Below are 19,789 nucleotides of genomic sequence, written 5' to 3'. Positions count from 1 at the left end.
TCCTTATTCGTCCCAGGAACGTCCGTCTTTGGTGATCAATGCCACCGATGCAACTGGCCCCCAGGTACCGGCAGGATAAGGCTTGGGCTTTTCATTGCTCTGAGCCCATGACTGAATAATACCGTCCACCCAAGTCCATGCCTGTTCCACTTCATCGCGGCGCACAAACAACGCCTGATTTCCCAACATAGCTTCCAGTAGCAACCGTTCATAGGCATCAGGGATACGTTCATTCTTAAAGGTATCGGAGAAGCTCAAGTCCAGCTTGGTCGTTTGCAGCCGTTGTTTTTGCTCCAGCCCAGGTACCTTGTTCATCATCTGAATTTCCACCCCTTCGTGCGGTTGCAGACGAATCGTTAATTTATTGGGCGGCAAATTACGGTAGCTGGAGCGATAGAGGTTATGGGGAGGATTCTTAAAGTAGATAACAATTTCAGAACTCTTGAACGGCATCCGTTTACCACTGCGCAAGTAAAAAGGCACGCCAGCCCAACGCCAGTTATCAATATCCACCCGCAGGGCCACAAAAGTCTCGGTATTGGACTCAACATTCGCGCCCTCTTCTTCCAGATAACCGGGCACCGGCGAGCCTTTCAGAAAACCGGCTGAATACTGCCCACGGACGGTATTCTCGAAGACATTGTCCATTGTGATTGGGCGTAACGATTTCAGGACTTTTACCTTTTCGTCACGGATACTGTCAGCATCAAGATTCACTGGTGGATCCATGGCAATCAAGGTTAGCACCTGTAACAGATGGTTCTGGATCATGTCGCGCATCTGGCCAGCTTTATCAAAATAGCCCCAGCGACCTTCGATTCCAACCTCTTCCGCCACAGTGATCTGCACATGATCTATGGTGCGATTATCCCATTTAGAGGCAAACAGTGAATTGGCAAAACGCAGCGCTACCAGGTTCTGTACGGTTTCTTTACCCAGATAATGATCGATACGGTAAACTTGGCGTTCCGCAAAATATGCCGATACCTGATCATTGATGACGCGTGAGGAAACCAGATCGGAACCGATAGGTTTTTCCAGTACGACACGGGTGTCAGGATTGATCAGCCCCTGCTCATGCAGACAACGGCAGATATCGCCAAAGATGGCTGGCGGCGTTGCAAAGTAATTCACCATGACGCGACTCTGGCTATCCAGAATTTCATGAAAAGCGGCATAACCGTCGACATCAGTGAAATTAGTACCAATATAATGACAACGCCCCAAAAACGCTGTAGCGTTTGCTGGCATATCTCTTCTTTCACGAATTTATTGATAGATTGGGTAACGCGCTCGAGAAACTCTTCCTGGGTGAAAGCGTCTTTGGCAACGCCGATGATACGAGTATCTTGGTGCAGCAAATTGGCCTTATCTAACTGATAAAGGGATGGCAACAATTTGCGTCGGGCCAGGTCTCCTTTAGCGCCAAAGAGCACAAAATCGCAAGCTTTGGTCTCGGATGATGATTTGCCCATCACTAAACTCTCTCCTTTCGATGAGGGTGGCAGTCACTTTAACAGATCCAAGCGACAACCACGCATTAGGAAATCGACATACATTTTTGTTGTAATATAACAACAAAAATATAAAACCGCATCTATTATTTACCCACCAGCTATGGCTATATTGCTGGTCAGCTACGGCATAAATCTGTTATGCTCACAAAGTGGTAAACCCTATCACAATCGGCGTTTACGCAGGTTAATATTGTTCTTAAGCGTATCAGCACATCACACCAGATTGATGTTAAATATTGAAAAACTTACAGCAAAGAAACTAATAAAATTACATAATCATTTGGCCAGCGGACTTAATAACATATGAATACTTTAGAAAAGGTTCAAAAGAACCTGCCTCATTTCAGCAAATCTGAGCGTAAAGTGGCAGAGGTTATTCTGGCATCTCCGCAAACAGCTATCCATTCCAGCATAGCTACTTTAGCGAAAATGGCAGATGTAAGTGAGCCCACAGTAAACCGCTTCTGCCGCCGACTGGATACCAAAGGATTCCCTGATTTTAAATTGCATTTGGCACAGAGTCTGGCCAATGGTACGCCCTACGTGAGTCGTCATGTAGAAGAAGATGACTCCCCGGACTCCTACACCAACAAGATTTTCGAATCTTCCATGGCTGCACTCGATACCGCCCGCCAGAGTGTTGATCCTCTCGCCATCAACCGCGCGGTTGATGTGTTGACCAAGCCAATAAAATCTCGTTTTTTGGCCTGGGAGCCTCCGCGGCTGTAGCCCACGATGCCCAAAACAAATTTTTCCGTTTCAATGTACCGGTCGTATGTTTCGATGATGTGTTAATGCAACGCATGAGCTGTATTAACAGTAATGAAGGTGATGTGGTGGTGCTGATCTCACACACTGGTCGTACCAAGTCCTTGCTGGATATCGCGAGGCTTGCGAAAGAGAACGGTGCAGCCGTGATCGCGATAACCGCTCGCAACTCGCCGTTATCACGTGAATGCACCCTGCCGGTCACCATGGAAGTCCCTGAAGATACCGACATGTATCTGCCGATGGCTTCACGGCTAGCACAATTGGTGATCATTGATGTGCTGGCTACAGGTTTTACACTGCGCCGCGGTCCTCGCTTCCGTGAGAGCCTAAAACGGGTTAAGGAAGTCCTTAAAGAATCTCGCGTAGAAAAAACCGATGTGATGTAACAACAACATCGAAATGCTTGTTTATAAGCGGCTGGCTCACACCAGCCGCTTATTTTTTATACACTTTTGTCTAAATTCACAAATTTTAAACATGTTTGTGAGAGATTTTTGTTTGTAACTTTCCTACAAAATATAGGTAACTCTGTTAAGATATAGCCAGATTATATGCAAACTTTATGGGGTATAAGCACCATGTTTCGCAGGACTAAAATTGTTACAACCCTAGGGCCAGCAACTGACCGTGATGATAACTTGCGCCGTATCATTGCCGCAGGTGCCAATGTTGTCCGCCTCAATTTTTCCCATGGCTCCGCAGAAGATCACATCAAACGCGCCACCGATGCCCGCAATATTGCTAAAGAACTCGGCGTACAAATTGCTATTCTGGGGGATCTACAAGGTCCCAAAATCCGCGTATCCACCTTTAAGGATAATAAAGTTCAGCTCACGCTCGGCCAGGATTTCATACTGGATGCCGAACTGGCTAAAGGTGAAGGAGATGTCCACCAGGTAGGTATTGACTATAAAGAACTGCCAGACGATGTGAAGGTTGGCGATGTTCTGATGCTGGATGATGGTCGAGTACAACTGCAAGTGACCGAGGTTGCCGGACGTAAAGTGCACACCAAAGTCACTGTTGCCGGGCCGCTTTCCAACAATAAAGGTATCAATAAACGTGGCGGCGGCTTGTCTGCGGCAGCACTCACCGATAAAGACAAACGCGATATTATTACCGCTGCCGCAATCAAAGTGGATTATCTGGCCGTTTCATTTCCGCGATCAGGTGCCGATCTGACATATGCTCGCCAGTTGGCACAAGAAGCCGGCAGTAATGCACTGATCGTTGCCAAAGTTGAACGTGCCGAAGCGGTCGCCTCAGATGAAGCCATCGACGATGTTATCAATGCCTCTGATGCTGTGATGGTCGCTCGTGGCGATTTAGGCGTGGAAATTGGTGATCCGGCACTGGTTGCCGTGCAGAAGAAACTTATCAGTCGTTCGCGCCAATTAAACAAAGTGGTGATTACCGCGACACAAATGATGGAATCGATGATCACCAATCCCATGCCAACGCGTGCCGAAGTTATGGATGTTGCCAACGCCGTACTGGATGGAACTGATGCAGTGATGCTGTCAGCAGAAACCGCCGCAGGTAGTTTCCCCGAAGAAACGGTAGCAGCAATGGCGCGCGTTTGCTTGGGAGCGGAAGCCCACCCCAGTATTCGCGTGTCTAAACATCGCTTAGATCAAAGCTTTAGCACAGTTGAAGAAACCATTGCGTTGGCCACTATGTATGCCGCCAACCATCTAGAAGCGGTCAAAGCCATTGTGGCGCTGACTGAGTCAGGTGCGACTCCTAAATTGATGTCGCGGATCAGTTCCGCATTGCCAATTTTTGCATTGACACGCCATCAGCGTACGTTATCGGCGATGGCCTTGTATCGTGGAGTGTACCCAGTTGAATTTGATTCTGCGCTACATGCACCAGATTTTCTGGCTCAAGCGGCGTTGGAATGCTTACGAGATAAAGGCTATATCCATAGTGGTGATATGGTACTGATGACCAAAGGCGACGTGATGGAAACCATTGGCGGTACCAATACCTGTAAAGTGCTGATCGTGCCTTAGCCTTAGCCTGCTAGATGTGAAAAAGGTACGCATGGCGTACCTTTTTTATTGTCGGCTAACCTGATGATATTCAGGTTATAACTTCGCAAAATCATCTACATTAATAGCGTTAATGCGCAATTTGTCTGCTGCCAGTAACCGCGATTTCTCATCTTCATTGATGATGCCTTTTTCTACAGCAACATCACACAACAGCTCTAAAGACTGCTGTTTAGCCAAATTACCCTGTTTCTGTGCTTCACGGATTTTAGCATTGATGTCACGGCACTTATAAACCGCCTGGAATGCCGCTTCCACCTCAGCAATACCGCTTTTATCGGCAGCAATGTCTGGACACAGGAAGGTCAGACGTTCACGGATCGGTGACGGTTTTTGCAAACTAGCAGCCACACTACTACTCAGTTTATCCGTCGGCCCTTTAAACCAATTACCGATAGGGAACACCAGTAATCGCATTACCCAAGCCAAAAGTCTATTCGGGAAATTACGAATAGTGCCTTCCAGTGCTGCCGCGGCCAATTGCAAACGGGTTTCCATCGCATGTTTAACTACCGGAAGTTCATCAAATTGCCGTCCGTGATCTTCAAATAATTTCAACGTGGCAGAACCCAGATACAGCTGACTTAACACATCGCCCAATCGCGCCGAGATCATCTCTTTTCGCTTCAGATCGCCACCGAGTACCAACATGGCAATATCGGTAATAAAAGCCAGCGCCGCTGACATCCGCGACATCTGCTTATAGTAGCGGCGGGTATCACCACTGACGGGCGCTGCTGCAAAATAACTACCACTCAGAGCGTGACCAATGCTGGCAAAAGCATTACGCAAGGCGTAACCAATATGTCCCATCAGTAATGCATCAAAACGGTGGAGAGCTTCGGTTTCATCACTCATCCCCGCGGCTTCCATTTCGGCCAAGACATAGGGATGGCAACGCGTTGCCCCTTGACCGAAGATCATCAAGCTGCGAGTTAGGATGTTGGCACCTTCAACTGTGATAGAAATCGGGTTAGCCATATAACCGTGGGCCAGATAATTTTTAGGCCCCATCTGGATCCCCTTACCGGACTGAATATCCATTGCATCATTCATCACCTGCCGGCCTAACTCGGTCATGTGATATTTAGCAATCGCGGTGACCACAGAAGGCTTCACTTTTAAGTCAATACCTGTGGTAGTCAAACGCCGAGCGGCCTCCAGCTGATAAGTGTTGGCAATAATTCTCGCCAAAGCCTCCTGCACCCCTTCAAACTGCCCAATAGACAACCCAAATTGTTTGCGGATATAAGCATAAGCTGTAGTGGTTTTGGTGGCCAAATGGCCAGAAGCTGTCGCTAAAGCGGGCAGCGATATCCCACGACCAGCAGATAAGCATTCCACTAACATGCGCCAGCCTTTACCGGCATATTGAGGGCCACCAATAATCCAGTCTAACGGGATAAAAACATCCTTACCCTGGGTGGTGCCGTTCATAAAGGCCATATGCAATGGGTCATGGCGGCGACCAATTTTGACCCCTTTGTGCTTGGTGGGGATCAAGGCACAAGTAATCCCCAATTCTACTGTGTCACCTAACAATCCCTGAGGATCTTTCATCTTGAATGCCAGTCCAAGCACAGTGGCAACGGGAGCCAAGGTGATATAGCGTTTATTCCAGGTGAGCTTAAGGCCGAGGACGTCTTCACCATTGTGCTTACCGCGGCAGACAATGCCTTCGTCGGGAATAGCGCCCGCATCCGAGCCTGCTTCTGGGCCCGTCAGCGCAAAGCAAGGAATTTCCTCCCCTTTCGCCAACGCGGGTAACCAATGTTCCTTCTGCTCTTGCGTTCCATAGTGAGTCAGCAGTTCGCCGGGGCCAAGCGAGTTAGGCACCATCACGGTGACCGCAGCGCTGAGACTGCGACTGGCTATTTTGCTGACAATGGTGGAATTAGCATAGGCAGAAAAGCCCTTACCGCCATATTTCTTGGGAATGATCAACGCAAAAAAGCCTTCACGTTTGAAATAATCCCAGAGTTCAGGCGGCAGATCTCGCCGTTGATTAACGATGTCATAATCATCAATCATGCTCAGAACTGTCATCACCTGATTATCAATAAAGGCTTTTTCTTCGGATGACAGTGTAGGCTTGCCATAATCGTGCAGCTTGTCCCAGTTAGGCTTACCGCGAAATAGCTCGGCCTCCCACCAGACATCACCCGCTTCCATCGCCTGACGTTCAGTATCAGACAAAGGTGGCAATACTTTTCGGAAAAATGCGAGTACCGGCTTAGTCACAAACTGCATTCGTACATCCCGTACAAAAAACAGCGCTACCAGCACGAGGATAAGCAATAGCAGGATTGTCATAACATTATCCTTGAGTTAATTACCAGACACAGCCACACCGGCTGAAATATAGGGGATAACCTTGCGAATAACCGCTTCAATATCGTTTTGCTCACCGAAATCAGCCGTGGCAATCTCCATCAGTGCATCAGCAGAAGCCATAGTGAACACCACAGTTCCCAAGGTAAAATGCAATCGCCAGAAAATGTCTGCCGCGGGTATTTCAGGCACACTCTCGGTCACCGCGCGAACAAAAGTCTGCAAATGTTCACCATAGTGTGAGGTGATAAACCAACGCAAATGCCCCTGACTTTCAATATAGCCGCGCCCAAGCAACTGCAAAAGGTACGAGTCCCCTCTGGATATAGCTGATTCAGTTTAAGTAACGGCCCCACCAATGCGGAAAAGATCTGCTCCAGTGATGCCTGTTGCTCCTGCTTACGCTGAGCATTAATGGCCTGTGAGGCCGCTGGCATGAAGGCATCGAGATAACGAGCGAGCACCGCACGGATCAACTCTTTCTTTGAACCAAAATGATAATTCACTGAAGCCAGATTAACTTCAGCTTTGCTGGTGATCAGCCGCAACGAGGTTTCCGAAAATCCGCGTTCAGCAAACAGCCGCTCAGCTGCATCCAGAATGCGGGTTTTGGTATCAAAGCGATTGGCCATTCCATCCCCAGAATATTTTAAACACTTGTTTAAAATAATTGTTGGGATCTCTGATGTCAAACGAAAACTTATGCTATCAAAGCGATGGACGCCACTCAGGCCAAGTGCCACACTCTTTTTAGCGCAAATGGCCGCCTCGGCGATTAATTTCACGGTTTTCCAAACGTTGCTGTTCATTTTTTGGCAACAGAAGGTATAACGCACCATAACCACCCTGCTCCCGTTTAGCACTATGAAATGCCAGGACTTCATCCAGTTGGGTCAGCCAATAATTCACACAGGATTTGATCAATGCTGGAAAGGGTTTGTTACTATGACCTTTGCCATGGATCAACAGTAGGCAGCGCGCACCACGCTGCTGCTGTTGCAGGATAAAAGAGATTAAACTGTCACGAGCCTGGCGCACATTCATGCCATGAACATCCAGCTCTGCCGCCACCTTGTACTTACCTAATCGTAGATTCTTAAACACCGCATCCTGCACGCCTTCACGTTTGAAACTGAGCATATCGTCAGGCTTTACCGGAGGGATCCGAGCAAGTTCTAACGGCAGGCGCTGCAGATATTCGCTGCTCTGGGCCGCCGCGTTCCGCGCCCGTTGCGCAGCTGAAGTTGTAAACCCGCCAGTAGTGGGCACGTTATGACACTGTTTCAATGGCACAACATCTGCCATTTCTTGCTTAAATAAATCCATATCATTTTGATTCATAACAAAAGATAGTCCTTCCGCTATTGCTACATTACACACTTTGTTAAGAAATCAATCTTCTGATCGACCATGGCATCTATTATAGTTAGCCGCATTACACCTGATTAGACTGAACTAATGAGAATTATCCTGATAACGCTGACTTTACTGTTGTCTGTTGTAAAGTTAGGCTGGGCAGCTAATGGCAATGATGCCGATGAAGTGAGCCTTAATCAACATTATCAGCAGCTTATTAAAGCTTTTGCCGCTTTAGATGCTCAGCAATTAGTCACTGTCTATGCCGACGATGCGGCCTATATCCCAGAACAACAAAGCGTTGGCATCGTCACCGGTAAAGCAAACATTATTGAACTTTATCAAAAATTCTTTGAGCGTATTCGTAAGCGCAAAGCTCATATTGAAGTCGATTTTCGTTTGGTAAAAAGGTTGCTTAAAGGCAACTCGGCAACCGATGTTTGTTACTATTTAGTGCGTTTTTATCCCCCGCAGAAACCGAAGAACCGATAAGTGAATTTGCCGGGAAAATGGTAACGGTTGCGGAAAAAATCCCCAAGGTGTCTGGCAATGGAAAGTTGATATAAGCAATCGTGCAGAGCCCAAACATTTTTTTGATGCTACCCCCAAAGCAAATTTATACTACGGCAATCATCTGACACAACTGCCAAATAAACAGTAGTACTCATGGTCGAGAAACCTTATACAACCGAACTCGCCTGCCCTTGTGGTAGCGGTTTGTCCTATGGAAAATGCTGTGCGCCTTATCACCAGCAACAATTGCCAGCGCCAACGCCCGAAGCGTTGATGCGCTCCCGCTATGCCGCGTTTGTGCTACACCGTTTTAGCTACCTTGAAGAAACTCATCACCCTGACTATCGCCACGGATTAACCGCGGCAGAACTCGCCCGAGGGCCGCACCCACACTGGTGGTCATTACAGGTACTACAAAGCACCCAACAGCAGCATAGTGGCACAGTGCTTTTTAAAGCTTGGTTTCAAACTGAAAATGGTTTGGATGCTATCTATGAGCTGTCTAATTTTCAATGGGTGGGAAATCAGTGGTTTTATACTGATGGGGAACAATTCCAGGTGCAATTGCCAAAAGAAATGAGCTGTGCATTTGCAACAGCGGCCGAAAATTCAAACACTGCTGCATGAATAAAATATAACGCTTAATGCAGCATCAAAGGGCTATCTGCTTCAATAAACCGGGCAAAATCGGCTTCTCTCAGTGCGGGGCTGTACAGAAATCCCTGAGCCTGATGGCAAAGATTTTCGGCAAGGAATCGCTCCTGCTCTTGGGTTTCTACGCCCTCTGCCGTCAAGGATATATTCAGCGCCGTGGCCATGGCGATAATAGCACTCACGATTTCTTGGCTCTGGCGGCTGATGTTTAAATCAGAAATAAAAGAGCGGTCAATTTTCAGCTTGCTGATGGGGAATTGCTTCAGGTAACGCATGGAGCTGTAACCTGTACCAAAATCGTCAATCGCCAGGCCGACCCCTAAATCCGCTAATTCCTGACACAAGTTGGTGGCATAGCGAATATCTTCCATCAACTCAGTCTCGGTGATTTCCAATATCAAGCTTTTAGGTTTTAAACGGTAACGAGTCAACAAATCCCAAACCTGTTCGTAAAGGTTGCCACCGAAAAACTGGCGGGCGGATACATTGACATGCATCGACATTTCAATATTGCGGTGCTGCCACAAATACAGCTGTTTACACGCGGCTTCCAGTACCCAACTGCCAATACTGTTGATAAGCCCGGTCTGCTCGGCGATGTCAATAAACGCCCCTGGATACATAATACCGCGCTTAGGATGGTGCCAACGGATCAATGCTTCGGCACCGATATATGTTTGGCGCTGTAAATCTTTTAGCGGCTGATAATACAACTCAAACTGGCGACCACGAATGGCCACATTCAGATCTCGCTCAATCTCAGCATCATCTTTAAACGCTTTGAGCAAGGTGCTGTTAAAGATCTGAATCGCGGTGCCCTGCTTCTTCTTGGCATATTGCAGCGCGATATCGGCGCAGGTCAGGGCGCTACCGTCTCAGCCACTTCATCAATCGCCACAATAGCAATGGCGGGACGCACATCCACCGATTCACGCCCCAAGGAAATCGGCATGCTCAGCTGTTGATATAAGCGGCTGTAACAGTACTGCAGTTCATCCTTTAACTCCGGCAGCAATAAGGCGAATTCATCGCTACCCACCCGCGCGGTTTCAGCGCCACTATATAACGCCGAAAAATGCCGCAAGCGGCGAGCAATCTCCACTAACAGATCGTCGCCTTTACTGTGTCCATAGGTATCGTTGTAACGTTTGAAGCCCACCAGATTGACCAACAACAGGTAACCATCAGTGGTACGCTCCAGCATGCGGTTGAAATAGGTGCGATTGTACAATCCGGTTAGATTACAGTGCCATGCCATATGCTCTAGTTCGGCTTGATGATAACGAGCATCAGTATGATCCTCTGCGGTGATCAGTATGTAATGGTTACCGAGACGAGTTTCAAATTGGCTGGCATAGAACTTCAACCAAAACTGTTCACCGTTCTTGCGTTGTAAGGGAATTTCATTACGAACAACTTCTCCGCGGCACAACCTGTCCAGCACATTTTGAGCCGCTTCGGGGCCTGCCGAAAAAAGCCAGCTCTTTGATATTGCGCCCAAGCAGTTTCTCCCGCGGAATGCCGGTAATCACCTCATGCGCTTTATTAACGTACTCAATCAGCTCCGTGTGCATATTGACCAATAAAGTGATCTGCGCAGATTTCTCAATGGCTGACTGAAACAGCGCTAACATCTCATCTTTATGGTAAGCGGCACTGGTAGCCAGCGCCAACGCCAGTTGATCGGCAACCTGGCATGCCAAATGAACCTCAGTATCACTCCAAGGACTAGCGGAGATATGTCGCTCAAGACTCAGAACGCCTTCGATGTGGCCATTAATCCTGATCGCAACGTCCAGTGAACTCTTGATGTGATTGGGGTGAATATAATGGCTGTGCAGTTCCGCTAGGCGCAGATCCGCTATGGCATCAGCCGCTGCGATATGCAAATGGTTATGAAGTTCGGAGATGTAATGTGGTAACAACAATAGATTGGAAGGTCGGGGATTTTGTTGAACAGCAGCACCAAAACGGGCGGTCTCAAATTGAATATGCTGTGCCTTAGACCAAGACCAGACACTGGCGCAGTCAATCTGTAAATGTTCACAGAGCAATTGGGTCGCCAATGCGGCGGTACCCGCAAAATCGCCCTGCTGCTTTGCTGTGGAGTTCGTCAGTAACTCCAGTAATCGCCAATACTTCCCACGATTAACGCCCATTATTATCCAGCCAGATGTCAATACCTAAATTGTTGTTTTTAAATTATCACGTAGCGAGATTACACATTTACGAATACCACAGCAATACCGAATATATTTACTTACACTTCCCATTCTGTGACTTAGGGCAAACTGTTTTGTAACTGGAAAATCATTTTTTCGGCGCTACAACCAAATTCAAGCTGCAACAGCCAGCCGTTGTCTTGTGCAATAAGCCGCACCAGCACATCAGCAAACCGCGCTTTGGCTTTAGCGGCCAACGCTTCGGCATCTGCTTTGGCATTTTCGCCAGCGAAAGGCAGTTGCAGCAGAACATCAGTTTCTTCCACTACCGCGCCAATATCCACAAAACTACCGCATTCAGCACAGGTATCATTGACCAGATCGCTTTGCGCTTCTTTAATGCTTTTCATAAAGATATCTCCGGAATGCATCATAGCTTGTCGATTATAGGCTGTAATACCGCGGATTTCTGTGGTTTATTTCACGCTGCTTGTTGTCGTGCAACCGCTAACCGCTGCTGCAGAATTAATTCAGGTAATTGAGGGGCTTCTGGGAGTAAAGGTAGAGTTTCACCGGCAAAACGCCGCCGCTCCAGCAAACTGCAATTTTCCAGCACTTCACTGGTATTTATTGAGCATTTGCCGCGGATCACTAGCGGTTCTGGGTGCATCGCCTCGGCTAAGCGGAATGTTTCGGGGCCATCGGTGAGATAGTAATGGGCATTATCGGCTAGAGATTGCTGACTCAAATCCCCCACTAACGACTGTGATGGCGGCAACTCAAACTGTTGGCGCAACTGAGTTTCGACAGCCAACGTATCTTGCAGGTGGAACTGTGGCCAATCACGGGCATCCTGAGACAACATTGACAGCAATAAGCCGAAGTCACCACGCGCATTTTCTTCTATCGCATGGTTAAGGCGTGTTCCCAGTTGTAGTTCGTTGAGCAGTATTGGCTTGGATTGCATAAAAAAACATCGATTAAACAACCTGTTGTTATTTAATCGACCGAACTACCACTAACTTTAGTGGTTTTTGCAAAATCGGACTTTACATAAAAACGCTTTCTGTCTACTATTGCCGCCGCAATTTGAGGAGGGGTTCCCGAGTGGCCAAAGGGATCAGACTGTAAATCTGACGGCTCCGCCTTCGAAGGTTCGAATCCTTCCCCTCCACCATGTTGCGCTGCCAATCAGCACTTTTGTGTGAGGTTGAGGAGGGGTTCCCGAGTGGCCAAAGGGATCAGACTGTAAATCTGACGGCTCCGCCTTCGAAGGTTCGAATCCTTCCCCTCCACCATTTTCATCACAAAAGTAGCTCATTTTCGGGGAGGGGTTCCCGAGTGGCCAAAGGGATCAGACTGTAAATCTGACGGCTCCGCCTTCGAAGGTTCGAATCCTTCCCCTCCACCATTCCCATGTTTATTGTTCGCTAAACCGCCGCAGTTATGTTGCGTTTTTACGATGAAACCTTGCCCGATGCCGGCGATACAAAGCGGCAAGTTTGATACGGCTAATTTATCACGCACAAGCACCGCATCTGCGCTGTTAACAGATTAATCTATTTGCAAATATTTATGCGTTTGCACTGACAGACGCCAATTGCGAGCAATGCAGGTGTTAATCGCTAACGCGGTTGCATGCGGTTTCTGACTAATCGGCTGCAAACATACCACTTTGCCGGTCAAATCCACCCCCTCAAGCAACGCGTCCAGCTGTTCAATATGTGTTGAGGTCGCTACTGGATGTTTGATCTCATTGGCACGTTTGAGTGCTTGCGGTTTTACCGTCAGCCCGCCTTTCATCGCGATTTTGGGCGAAACAGTCACCCAAGTGGCTTCACTACATTTCACCTCAAAGGTGCCACTGGTTTCTAGCTGGGTGCTATAACCAGCGCGATTTAATGCCTGGGTGAGTTCTGTGAGGTCAAACAAGCAAGGCTCGCCACCGGTTAATACCACATGTTTGGCTGAAAAAGCTTGGGCAGTAAAAGCCGCGAGTAATGCTGCACTATTATACCAAGCCCAACGCCCTACACTGCCGTCCGTCTGTAATACTTGCTCTGGCGTAACTTCATTTTCAGGGAACTGTTCCCAAGTTTGGCGAGTATCGCACCAAGGGCAGCCCACCGGACACCCTTGCAAGCGGACAAAAATGGAGGGCAAGCCCGTATTGACCCCTTCCCCTTGAATGGTTTCAAATACTTCATTAACTGGATATAGCATAAAAGCGCCTCAAAAATCGCGGAGTGGGAGTCGGTCAATCGCGGGCGCTGTTATATAGCATTCATCTGCGAATGGCAAACATGTTGGCCATTAAGGAATTTGCAACATTTTGGGGTAAACTGTGGCCATTCTTTTTGAGTGTATTTAAAAATGAGCATAACACAGCCTAAATCCACAACTCCGCGTAAAGCCATTATGGTGTTCAGCGGTGGTCAGGACTCAACCACTTGTCTGATCCAAGCGCTAACCCAGTATGACGAAGTCCACGCGATAACTTTTAACTATGGTCAACGTCATGCCCATGAAATTGATATTGCCAAAGTACTGGCACACAAGCTCGGGGCAACCAGCCATAAAGTGATGGATGTTGGTCTGCTCAACGAACTGGCAATATCGGCACTCACTCGCGACAGCATCCCCGTTTCCACCGCGTTGATGGACAATGGCTTGCCTAATACCTTTGTCCCCGGACGCAATATTTTATTTCTGACTCTCGCCGGCATTTATGCCTATCAACTCGGGGCTGAAGCAGTGATTACCGGAGTTTGTGAAACAGACTATTCCGGCTACCCCGATTGCCGCCACGATTTTGTTCGAGCGCTGGAATCCGCATTAGTGCAAGGAATGGATAGACCACTGCGATTAGTCACACCGTTAATGTGGCTGAATAAAGCTGAAACTTGGGCCTTAGCAGATAAATACGGCCAGCTAGACTTGGTTCGGGACGAAACGCTCACCTGTTACAACGGCATTGAAGGCAGCGGTTGTGGCCAGTGCCCGGCGTGTAAACTGCGTCAACATGGCCTGGATGAATATCTGGCAAATAAAGCCGCTGTCCAACAACAGTTGGCTAGCAAGAGCCAAAACGGATGAATTGGCGGCCTTCCCCGTGGCTGAGCGTTGCCACTGTCAGTGTTCTGTGCATTGTATTGCAATGGGCAGACACCATTGACCTCATGGAATATCAACGCCAGTTTATTGCTGACGGCCAATGGTGGCGGCTACTGACAGGTAACCTGATACACACCAATCTTTGGCATCTGCTGATGAATCTGGCGGGGTTCTGGGTCGTCGTTTTTATCCACCGCGTCCACTATGGCAACAGACATCTGGCCTGGCTGTTACTCGCGTTATGCCTCACCGAAGGATTGGGTCTTTGGTTTGCCTTCCCTGCACTGAGCGCTTATGTGGGGCTCAGTGGCGTACTGCACGGACTATTTGCCTATGGCGCGCTTAACGACATCAAAATAGGCTGGCGCTCTGGTTATCTGTTACTTGTGGGCGTCATTGCCAAAGTGGTGTGGGAACAAGTTATGGGGGCAATGCTGAAGTTACACAACTAATTGGCGCTAGGGTGGCAACCGAAGCGCATTTAGTCGGGTTACTGAGCGGTATCGGTATTTTCCTACTGATAAGCGGTTACTGCCGCATCAAACAACCAGCGGCATAAATTTACCCTCGGTTACCTCACCCTAGTGCTAACCACCCGCGCGGATGCGGGTGGTTATGGGATAGTAATAATAGCAAAACAACGTCTTATGGCTTTAGGCCTTGATCAGTTGCTGCCTGAGACCTGCGATTTGATCACGGATTGCCGCCGCTTCTTCAAATTCCAGATCGCGCGCATGTTGCAACATCTGCTTTTCCAGATGATCAATTTCGTGAGAAAGCTCGGCCGCACTCGCCCTACTCTGATATTGTCCTTTCGTTTCAGCAACTTTTTGCCAAGTGTTACTGTCATAATTGCTACGATCTGAGTCGCCGATATCCATGACATCAATGATGCGTTTCACAACCCCGCGGGGAATAATGCCGTGTTCTTCATTGAACTTATGCTGTTTTTCACGACGCCGGGCGGTTTCATCCATCGCTTTAGCCATAGAAGGCGTCACCTTATCCGCATACAAAATCACCTTACCGTTGACGTTACGAGCGGCACGGCCGATGGTCTGGATCAGTGAACGTTCGGAGCGCAAGAAACCTTCTTTGTCGGCATCAAAAATACATACCAACGACACTTCTGGCATATCTAACCCTTCACGCAGCAGGTTAATCCCGACCAATACATCAAAGATCCCTTTGCGTAGATCTCGAATAATTTCAACACGTTCAACTGTTTCTACATCGGAATGCAGATAACGCACCTTAACGCCATGTTCATCCAGATATTCGGTAAGATCTTCCGCCATCCGTTTGGTAAGCGTGGTGACCAATACCCGCTCATTCACCGCCACCCGTTTAGCCACTTCAGACAACAGATCGTCAACCTGAATAGCCACCGGTCGGACTTCGACTTCGGGATCCAATAACCCGGTGGGTCTGACGACCTGCTCGGCAATTTCACCGTCACAACGCTCCATTTCATAAGAACCTGGCGTTGCAGACACATAAATCGTCTGCGGCATCAGCGCTTCAAACTCATCAAACTTCAATGGCCGATTATCCAATGCCGAAGGCAGCCGAAAACCATACTCCACTAACGTAGTTTTACGCGAACGGTCACCTTTATACATGGCGCCAATCTGTGGCACGGTGACATGGGATTCATCGATAATCATCAAGCCATCGGCGGGCAGATAGTCGAGCAAGGTTGGCGGGCCTTCTCCCGGCTGCCTGCCAGACAAATAGCGGGAATAGTTTTCAATACCAGAGCAGTAACCCAGTTCGATCATCATCTCGATATCGTACTGCACCCGTTCGGTGAGCCGTTGAACTTCCACCAATTTATTGGCATCCAGCAGTTGTTGGCGTCGCTCCCGCAACTCTTCTTTGATCTGCTCGGTAGCTGCCAGAATTTTCTCACGCGGTGTCACATAATGGGTTTTGGGATACACAGTGGTACGCGCCAGACGTTTGTTGATATGCCCCGTTAGCGGGTCGAACATCGACAACTGTTCAATTTCATCATCAAACAGCTCCACTCTGATCGCATCGCGTTCAGATTCCGCCGGGAAAATATCGATGACTTCACCGCGCACGCGGAACGTCCCCGCGCCAGTTCCATGTCATTGCGGGTATATTGCAGCTCACTCAGGCGTTGCAGAATATCCCGCTGCCCCATGGTGTCGCCCTGACGCAAGTGCAGCATCATCTTCATATAGGAATCAGGGTCGCCCAAACCATAAATGGCGGAAACCGATGCTACCAACACTACGTCCCGGCGTTCTAACAACGCTTTGGTGGCAGATAGACGCATCTGTTCTATATGTGCGTTAACCGAAGCATCCTTTTCAATAAAGGTGTTAGTCGCTGGAACATAAGCTTCTGGCTGATAGTAGTCGTAATAAGAGACAAAATATTCAACGGCATTGTGAGGGAAAAACTCTTTCATTTCGCCGTAGAGTTGCGCCGCAAGTGTCTTGTTGGGCGCCATAATGATGGTGGGTCTTCCTAAAGCTGCAATCACGTTGGCAACCGTGAAAGTTTTTCCAGAGCCAGTTACCCCGAGTAAAGTCTGATGAGCGAGTCCGGCCTCTAAGCCGTCAACGAGCTGTGAAATCGCCGTGGGTTGATCGCCAGCAGGTGCGTATTGAGAAACTAATTTGAACACGGGTTCGGACACAGGTTTATCTCCTCCGGTTGAACCCGCTATTGTATCCTCACCATCAGCCGCATGCTACCGCTACCAGGTAATTCTCAGTCGTTACGAAGGGCTATAACAGTAACTACTGAAATTCAATAACGGCATGATAGTCGGCAGGGGTTATGCGTAAAATGGAGTCAAAGCACCAATTTAATGCACAGCACTGGCTGACTAATTTCTTACAAATTGATTACAAAACTGGTCAACTATCATTCCGTCGCTTGACTTTTATAAGATATTGTTTTTATTTGTATTTATTTTTTGCAGCGTTTTTTGGCGGATTTAAGTCCACCCCAGAAGGCATAGGGGTTTGCGGCATATTTACCAGACAAACCCACAGGGTTATCCACAGATTCAGTGGATAACTGGATCCAGCCCTGTAACCATGCGGGATTGGCATTTCATGGCATTACAAGCGCCGGTTCTATCTGCCATGAAAATTAATTACATTTAAAATCTACCCCGCGTAGAAATGAGACAAATATCACAAAATACACAGACAGTCATGCTTCAAACACGGTTAAAACAGCATTTTGTGCGGCACTATACCATACGTCTTTTATGCCTAATCGTTATGAAGCACAGCGATAAATCCGTAGCAGAAAGGAGCATCGTCCAAATTTTCTGGCTATCACCAGAATTTTTACGGCTATTGCTGGTCGCGGGCACCACAAGTTCGCAGGATAAGTGCAAATTTCCAGCATTATAATTTCCCCTTAGCCGTTATTTTTTAAGCATAATCCCGTTAATTCTTGTCAAAAAGCCGTTGCATGCACATTAGATAAGCAATCAAACTCGCAATGACGCTTTTTTTGTAATGCCGAGTTGACTCAACTTCGTGAGCGATTTACTATGCGCTCCGTTCTTCAGAGACACGCTTTGCGATTCCCCTGTAGTTCAGTCGGTAGAACGGCGGACTGTTAATCCGTATGTCACTGGTTCAAGTCCAGTCAGGGGAGCCATTTGAAGAATAGATTTGCGTAAATGTAAGTTTCTGTGTCATTCCCCTGTAGTTCAGTCGGTAGAACGGCGGACTGTTAATCCGTATGTCACTGGTTCAAGTCCAGTCAGGGGAGCCACACACTAACCTCGAAAATCTGTTCCCCTGTAGTTCAGTCGGTAGAACGGCGGACTGTTAATCCGTATGTCACTGGTTCAAGTCCAGTCAGGGAGCCATTTCTAAGCGCTTATCCCCTACTATCTTATCTTTTTCTTCATTAAACTTGCGCTGTTGAGATCTGGGCAACAGTACATTTCTACATTCTTGCGAATTATCTCACTGCATTAACAACATATTCGGCTATGTATTGGCAGTTGCCCCCGCAAAACGCGGTAGAGATCCCACTTCATCGCTTGGCCGCAAACTTATTGCGCATGAGATTGTCACAATCCTATTAATAATCCCTAAATTTCATGTGTTGTTAATAACGGACGAAACACCGATAATAACCGCCAAGAAATTGTAATGCCGTGAATATGATGAGTGATTATCTGCTGTTGCTGATTGGCACCGTGCTGGTCAACAACTTTGTGCTGGTTAAATTCTTGGGACTTTGTCCATTCATGGGCGTGTCCAGTAAGCTGGAATCAGCAATAGGTATGTCGATGGCGACCACCTTTGTGCTGACGCTTGCCTCGATCCTCAGTTATCTGGTGGATCAGTATCTGCTGCAGCCGTTTGAATTGGGTTACCTGCGCACCATGGCCTTTATTCTGGTGATTGCAGTGGTGGTGCAATTCACTGAGATGGTGGTCCAGAAGACTTCTGCCAGCCTTTATCGCGCCTTAGGTATCTATCTTCCACTGATTACCACCAACTGCGCCGTTCTTGGGGTGGCACTGCTGAATATCAATGAACAACATAACTTTATGCAATCAGCCGTCTATGGTTTTGGTGCTGCACTCGGTTTTTCACTGGTATTAATTCTGTTTTCTGCCATGCGCGAGCGTCTGGCTGCGGCGGATGTCCCCTTACCTTTTAAAGGCGGTGCCATTGCCATGATCACTGCCGGTCTGATGTCACTGGCCTTTATGGGCTTCACCGGCCTGGTTAAGTAGAGCGAATTTTCCATGCTGATAGCTGTAATACTGTTAACACTGCTGGCACTGGTGTTTGGTGTAGTGCTGGGATTTGCGGCCGAAAAGTTCAAAGTTGAAGGCAATCCAATTGTCGATCAGATTGAGTCGTTGCTGCCGCAGACCCAATGCGGCCAATGTGGTTATCCTGGCTGCCGGCCATATGCTGAAGCCATTGCCAACGGCGAAAAAATTAACCGTTGTCCGCCAGGTGGTTCGGCCACCATGGAAAAACTGGCAGACCTAATGGGCGTTGAGCCAGAGCCGCTGACGGCTACCGCCGAAACGCAGATAAAAAAGTCGCCTTTATTCGTGAAGAAGAATGTATCGGCTGCACTAAGTGTATTCAGGCTTGTCCTGTTGATGCCATTATTGGTGCCGGGAAATTAATGCATACAGTGCTGACCAGCGCCTGCACCGGCTGCGATTTGTGTGTTGAGCCCTGTCCGGTGGATTGCATTGAGATGCGTCCGGTTAAACAGGATCTGCGAACCTGGGACTGGCAACTTAACGCCATTCCGGTCAAAACGCTGTAAGAGGATTTTCCAT

General features: G+C 48.0%; 10 protein-coding genes, 6 tRNA genes and 8 pseudogenes. 15 read left to right on the top strand and 9 right to left on the bottom strand.

Annotated elements, in window-relative coordinates:
- Nucleotides 1–3 precede the first annotated feature (3 nt).
- A pseudogene (zwf, locus tag KHX94_RS17780) lies at nt 4–1,475 on the bottom strand (glucose-6-phosphate dehydrogenase).
- 345 nt (nt 1,476–1,820) lie between these two features.
- Between zwf and KHX94_RS17775 the strand changes: the two are divergent.
- Both KHX94_RS17775 and pyk read left to right on the top strand, forming a co-directional pair.
- Nucleotides 1,821–2,674: pseudogene (locus tag KHX94_RS17775) on the top strand (MurR/RpiR family transcriptional regulator).
- A gap of 192 nt (nt 2,675–2,866) precedes the next feature.
- Nucleotides 2,867–4,303 carry a pyruvate kinase gene (gene pyk, locus KHX94_RS17770; protein WP_213681609.1) on the top strand — a complete coding sequence of 479 codons (1,437 nt, stop codon included), beginning with the start codon at nt 2,867–2,869 and terminating at the stop codon, nt 4,301–4,303.
- A gap of 75 nt (nt 4,304–4,378) precedes the next feature.
- Here the strand turns inward: pyk and KHX94_RS17765 are convergent, their stop codons facing one another.
- The 3 genes and pseudogenes from KHX94_RS17765 to smrA form a co-directional block, all read right to left on the bottom strand.
- Nucleotides 4,379–6,655 carry an acyl-CoA dehydrogenase gene (locus tag KHX94_RS17765; protein ID WP_213681608.1) on the bottom strand — a complete coding sequence of 759 codons (2,277 nt, stop codon included), beginning with the start codon at nt 6,653–6,655 and terminating at the stop codon, nt 4,379–4,381.
- Between the two features lie 15 nt (nt 6,656–6,670).
- Nucleotides 6,671–7,305, bottom strand: a pseudogene (gene psrA / locus KHX94_RS17760) (TetR family transcriptional repressor PsrA).
- Nucleotides 7,306–7,423: 118 nt separating this feature from the next.
- The gene (gene smrA, locus KHX94_RS17755) at nt 7,424–8,014 is read right to left on the bottom strand and encodes a DNA endonuclease SmrA (RefSeq protein WP_213681607.1); all 591 of its coding nucleotides are present in this window, start codon (nt 8,012–8,014) and stop codon (nt 7,424–7,426) included.
- A 117-nt stretch (nt 8,015–8,131) separates the two neighbouring features.
- Here smrA and KHX94_RS17750 point away from each other — a divergent pair, with 117 nt between their 5' ends.
- The 3 genes and pseudogenes from KHX94_RS17750 (at nt 8,132) to KHX94_RS21920 (ending at nt 9,180) form a co-directional block, all read left to right on the top strand.
- A complete protein-coding gene (locus tag KHX94_RS17750) occupies nt 8,132–8,521 on the top strand; it encodes a YybH family protein (protein ID WP_213681606.1) in 390 nt (129 codons plus the stop codon).
- A 174-nt stretch (nt 8,522–8,695) separates the two neighbouring features.
- Nucleotides 8,696–9,028, top strand: a pseudogene (locus KHX94_RS21595) (YchJ family protein); the annotation flags it as partial.
- Nucleotides 9,029–9,093: 65 nt separating this feature from the next.
- Nucleotides 9,094–9,180 (top strand): SEC-C metal-binding domain-containing protein, encoded by an 87-nt coding sequence (locus KHX94_RS21920; RefSeq protein ID WP_425314076.1) that lies wholly within the window; start codon nt 9,094–9,096, stop codon nt 9,178–9,180.
- Between the two features lie 3 nt (nt 9,181–9,183).
- Here the strand turns inward: KHX94_RS21920 and KHX94_RS17740 are convergent.
- The 3 genes and pseudogenes from KHX94_RS17740 to KHX94_RS17730 form a co-directional block, all read right to left on the bottom strand.
- A pseudogene (locus KHX94_RS17740) lies at nt 9,184–11,355 on the bottom strand (putative bifunctional diguanylate cyclase/phosphodiesterase).
- A 122-nt stretch (nt 11,356–11,477) separates the two neighbouring features.
- The gene (locus tag KHX94_RS17735) at nt 11,478–11,768 is read right to left on the bottom strand and encodes a DUF406 family protein (RefSeq protein ID WP_213681605.1); all 291 of its coding nucleotides are present in this window, start codon (nt 11,766–11,768) and stop codon (nt 11,478–11,480) included.
- Nucleotides 11,769–11,839: 71 nt separating this feature from the next.
- Nucleotides 11,840–12,325, bottom strand: a complete 486-nt coding sequence (locus tag KHX94_RS17730; protein WP_213681604.1) for a VC2046/SO_2500 family protein — start codon at nt 12,323–12,325, stop codon at nt 11,840–11,842.
- A gap of 126 nt (nt 12,326–12,451) precedes the next feature.
- Here KHX94_RS17730 and KHX94_RS17725 point away from each other — a divergent pair.
- The 3 genes from KHX94_RS17725 to KHX94_RS17715 all read left to right on the top strand — a co-directional run bounded on the left by KHX94_RS17725 (nt 12,452) and on the right by KHX94_RS17715 (nt 12,769).
- Nucleotides 12,452–12,535 (top strand) — tRNA-Tyr (locus KHX94_RS17725).
- Between the two features lie 37 nt (nt 12,536–12,572).
- Nucleotides 12,573–12,656: transfer RNA gene (locus KHX94_RS17720), tRNA-Tyr, on the top strand.
- Nucleotides 12,657–12,685: 29 nt separating this feature from the next.
- Nucleotides 12,686–12,769 (top strand) — tRNA-Tyr (locus tag KHX94_RS17715).
- Between the two features lie 143 nt (nt 12,770–12,912).
- Here the strand turns inward: KHX94_RS17715 and queE are convergent.
- The gene (queE, locus tag KHX94_RS17710) at nt 12,913–13,581 is read right to left on the bottom strand and encodes a 7-carboxy-7-deazaguanine synthase QueE (protein WP_213681603.1); all 669 of its coding nucleotides are present in this window, start codon (nt 13,579–13,581) and stop codon (nt 12,913–12,915) included.
- A 150-nt stretch (nt 13,582–13,731) separates the two neighbouring features.
- Between queE and queC the strand changes: the two genes are divergently transcribed.
- Nucleotides 13,732–14,454 (top strand): 7-cyano-7-deazaguanine synthase QueC, encoded by a 723-nt coding sequence (gene queC / locus KHX94_RS17705; protein ID WP_213681602.1) that lies wholly within the window; start codon nt 13,732–13,734, stop codon nt 14,452–14,454.
- Nucleotides 14,451–15,031: pseudogene (gene rrtA / locus KHX94_RS17700) on the top strand (rhombosortase). The gene queC and the pseudogene rrtA overlap by 4 nt, the downstream one beginning before the upstream one ends.
- A 94-nt stretch (nt 15,032–15,125) precedes the next feature.
- Here the strand turns inward: rrtA and uvrB are convergent.
- Nucleotides 15,126–17,143 (bottom strand): annotated as a pseudogene (uvrB, locus tag KHX94_RS17695) (excinuclease ABC subunit UvrB).
- 907 nt (nt 17,144–18,050) lie between these two features.
- Here uvrB and KHX94_RS17690 point away from each other — a divergent pair.
- The 5 genes and pseudogenes from KHX94_RS17690 to rsxB all read left to right on the top strand — a co-directional run bounded on the left by KHX94_RS17690 (nt 18,051) and on the right by rsxB (nt 19,776).
- Nucleotides 18,051–18,126, top strand: a tRNA-Asn gene (locus KHX94_RS17690).
- Between the two features lie 41 nt (nt 18,127–18,167).
- Nucleotides 18,168–18,243: transfer RNA gene (locus tag KHX94_RS17685), tRNA-Asn, on the top strand.
- 22 nt (nt 18,244–18,265) lie between these two features.
- Nucleotides 18,266–18,340 (top strand) — tRNA-Asn (locus KHX94_RS17680).
- A gap of 303 nt (nt 18,341–18,643) precedes the next feature.
- Entirely contained in the window at nt 18,644–19,222 is a 579-nt protein-coding gene (gene rsxA / locus KHX94_RS17675) for an electron transport complex subunit RsxA (RefSeq protein ID WP_133040068.1), read from the top strand.
- Nucleotides 19,223–19,234: 12 nt separating this feature from the next.
- Nucleotides 19,235–19,776 (top strand): annotated as a pseudogene (rsxB, locus tag KHX94_RS17670) (electron transport complex subunit RsxB).
- Nucleotides 19,777–19,789 lie beyond the last annotated feature (13 nt).

The sequence above is a fragment of the Shewanella dokdonensis genome (assembly GCF_018394335.1).
Classification (GTDB): Bacteria; Pseudomonadota; Gammaproteobacteria; order Enterobacterales; family Shewanellaceae; genus Shewanella; species Shewanella dokdonensis.
The sequence above is the reverse complement of the archived record's forward strand: the minus strand, read 5'-3'. Positions and strand labels throughout refer to the sequence as shown.

Bases quoted from the DNA above. Each gene is read 5' to 3' on its own strand.
- pyk (WP_213681609.1), top strand. From the start codon at position 2,867: ATGTTTCGCAGGACTAAAATTGTTACAACCCTAGGGCCAGCAACTGAC.
- KHX94_RS17765 (WP_213681608.1), bottom strand. From the start codon at position 6,655: ATGACAATCCTGCTATTGCTTATCCTCGTGCTGGTAGCGCTGTTTTTT.
- smrA (WP_213681607.1), bottom strand. From the start codon at position 8,014: ATGAATCAAAATGATATGGATTTATTTAAGCAAGAAATGGCAGATGTT.
- KHX94_RS17750 (WP_213681606.1), top strand. From the start codon at position 8,132: ATGAGAATTATCCTGATAACGCTGACTTTACTGTTGTCTGTTGTAAAG.
- KHX94_RS17735 (WP_213681605.1), bottom strand. From the start codon at position 11,768: ATGAAAAGCATTAAAGAAGCGCAAAGCGATCTGGTCAATGATACCTGT.
- KHX94_RS17730 (WP_213681604.1), bottom strand. From the start codon at position 12,325: ATGCAATCCAAGCCAATACTGCTCAACGAACTACAACTGGGAACACGC.
- queE (WP_213681603.1), bottom strand. From the start codon at position 13,581: ATGCTATATCCAGTTAATGAAGTATTTGAAACCATTCAAGGGGAAGGG.
- queC (WP_213681602.1), top strand. From the start codon at position 13,732: ATGAGCATAACACAGCCTAAATCCACAACTCCGCGTAAAGCCATTATG.
- rsxA (WP_133040068.1), top strand. From the start codon at position 18,644: ATGAGTGATTATCTGCTGTTGCTGATTGGCACCGTGCTGGTCAACAAC.